The sequence below is a fragment of the Vicinamibacteria bacterium genome (assembly GCA_035620555.1).
Classification (GTDB): Bacteria; Acidobacteriota; Vicinamibacteria; order Marinacidobacterales; family SMYC01; genus DASPGQ01.
The window spans coordinates 1-2,960 of the sequence record DASPGQ010000331.1 but is presented as its reverse complement, the minus strand read 5'-3'; the positions used below and the strand labels follow the sequence as shown (position 1 = coordinate 2,960).

Annotated in this window: 1 protein-coding gene; it reads left to right on the top strand. The window is 62.9% G+C overall.

Translation table 11 applies throughout. From position 1 onward, the window contains the following. Nucleotides 1–225: 225 nt before the first annotated feature. On the top strand, nt 226–2,960 hold a 2,735-nt coding region (locus tag VEK15_13500; GenBank protein HXV61708.1), incomplete at its 3' end, for a hypothetical protein.

Genomic DNA, 2,960 nt, shown 5'->3' with positions numbered 1-2,960 from the left:
GCCTCCACTCGCGAGATTCGCGCGCTCATCGGCAGGGCGTCGTGGACGAGGGGTCGAATCGCAACCGAAGCGTCGCCGCCTGATTCACTGGTTGACGCGAGAGTCTAACACACGCTCCGGTTTTGCGCGCCGACCCTCGTTCTGCTACGCTCTTGCCGCTGCCGTACCCGTAAGGGCTGGGTTGGGTCGAACGCGAGGGCCGTGCTCTCGACAGGGGGGACTGGCATGTCACGCCTCTCACCGGCGAATCAATGGGTTCTCCCATTCGCCTTCGTACCCGTGCTGACTTTCGTTGCCTCTGTCGAAGCCTCCGAGCGGCGGGCAGCGTCGACATCCGGATCCTTCGAGAACCGCTCCCCATACCGGCCGTCGACTCAAGAGCTCGCCCGCATCGAGAAAAAGCTGGACGAGGCCAAGGAGAAGCTACCGCGGCCCCACACCGATGCCGCGGCGGCCGTCGAGTTCTTTCGGCAGAAGCGCGTACCGGTTGGCCAGCAGGAGGTCCCCGTCGATCGATATTTCACCGCCCGTGAGCACTTGCGCGCCATGCGTCGGTATTCGACGGCCTCGAACCGCTTCCTCCCATCGTCCGGCGATGAGGACCTAGACTTCCCCGGCGCGTCGTCGTCCGCGGCTCTGGGCGTCTGGACGTGGCTCGGGCCCGGCAACGTGGGAGGACGCACGCGAGGCCTTGTCATCGATCCCAGCAATCCTCAACGGATGTACGCCGCCGGTGTGGCCGGAGGCGTCTGGAAGACCACCAATGCGGGAGCGACCTGGGCGGCGCTCGACGATTTCATGGCGAGCCTCGCCGTGAGCTCGCTCGCGATGGCCCCGGGAAACCCGAGCATTCTTTACGCCGGAACCGGCGAGGGCTTCTTCAATGATGACGCGGTTCGCGGAGCGGGGATCTTCAAGTCGACCGATGCGGGTGCCACCTGGAACCGCCTGCCGAGCACGGAAAGTTCGGACTTCTTCTATGTCAACGACATCGTCGTGAGCTCGAACAATTCCCAGCGAATCTACGCGGCCACCCGTGCGGGAGTCCATCGTTCGCTCGACGGTGGAGCCAACTGGTCCCTGGTGCTCGCTCCCCTCGTGACCGGTGGCTGTCTCGACCTTGCCGCGCGCACCGATGGTGGACCGGTTGACATCGTCTTCGCCTCTTGCGGCACGCTCACCCAGGCCACCGTCTACCGCAACCTGGACGCTTCTGGCGCCGGCGTCTGGACATCGGTCCTTACCGAAGCCAACATGGGACGGACCTCACTCGCCATCGCGCCCTCGAACCAGGACATCATCTACGCGCTCTCCGCGAGTATCGATGGGACCAGTCCGTACGACGGCGGGCTCCATGCCGTTTTCCGGTCGATCAACGGGGGCAGCACCTGGGCGGCGCGGGTCCGGAACACGGACGCTACGAAGCTCAACACTCTCCTTCTGACGAACCCCTTGCTTGCGACTCTCGTCGAATGCGCTCTCGATACATCGAGCACCTTTGTCAACCAAGGCGAGTATGACAACGTCATCGCCGTAGATCCCCTGGATCCGGACATCGTGTGGGTGGGCGGCATCGACCTGTTTCGATCCGATGATGGCGGAGCCAATTGGGGTGTCGCGTCCTACTGGTGGTCGAACGCTAGCCCCTCTTTCGCTCATGCGGATCAGCACGCCCTCGCATTTCATCCTGAATACAACGGCAACACCAACACAGTGCTCTACGTCGGGAACGACGGCGGTTTGTTTCGTACCGACGTCGCGCGCGCCGCCACGGCTACCGGCCCTCTGGCAGTCTGCGATCCGGCGAACAGCGGTGTCGGGTTCACCGAGCTGAACAACAACTACGGGGTCACCCAGTTCTACCATGGAGTCCCTTACTCAAGCGGGACGCGGTATCTCGGTGGCTCTCAAGACAACGGAACTCTCAGGGGCGACGACGCGTCGGGCTCCGAGGCCTGGTCGATGATTCACGGAGGTGATGGAGGCTATGTTGCCGTCGACCCCTCGAATACCAACGTTCTCTATGCCGAGACCACGGGTATCTCGATTCAAAAATCCATCGATGGCGGTGCGAGCTTCGATCCGGCGACCGGCGGAATCGCCGATATCGGACTCTTCATCACCCCCTTCGTGATGGATCCATCGGAGTCGTTCCGGCTCTGGACAGGCGGGAGCTTCCTGTGGCGTACAAACAATGGAGCGGCAACCTGGAGTCGGGCAAGCGCGGCGGTTCTCGACGGGAAGGTGAGCTGTATCGCGGTATCGCCCGTCAATTCGAACAAGGTGCTGGCGGGAACGAGCTCGGGGCACATTCATCGCACCGATTCCGGGCTCACGTCGACGGCGAGCACATCGTGGCCGGTCACGCGGCCGCGAGAAGGTTTCTTGTCGTCGTTGACGTTTCACCCGACGGATGAGAACGTGGCATTCGCTACATATTCCACTTTCGGTGGCACGCACGTCTGGAAGAGCACCGACGGGGGAGCCAACTGGAGTCCTCTCGATGGTTCGGGGGGTGCTTCCCTTCCCGACATTCCCGTCCACAAGATCCTCGTGGATCCGCTCACCGAGCCGATTGGCGATCGCGCGTACCTGGCCACGGATCTCGGCGTGTTCGTCTCGACCGACGGAGGCCTCAACTGGGCGGTCGAGAACACAGGTTTCGCGAACGTCATCACCGAGGCCTTGAGTCTCGATGCGAGCCAGAAGACGTTGTTCGCCTTCACCCATGGCCGCGGAGTCTTTCGAGTGGACACGACCGGCGCCATCGCCGTCGACGTGCTGAGCGTGGACTTCGAGAGCGGCGCTCAGGGATTCGTGGCCGATAGCGTGAACGGCTTCCTCACCTGGCAGCTCACCACGAACCGGGGCACGGAAGAAGGCCATTCACCGAGCACGTCCTTCTACTTCGGAGACCCCGAGAACTTCGACTACAACAGTCTGGTCATCGAGCACGCGAC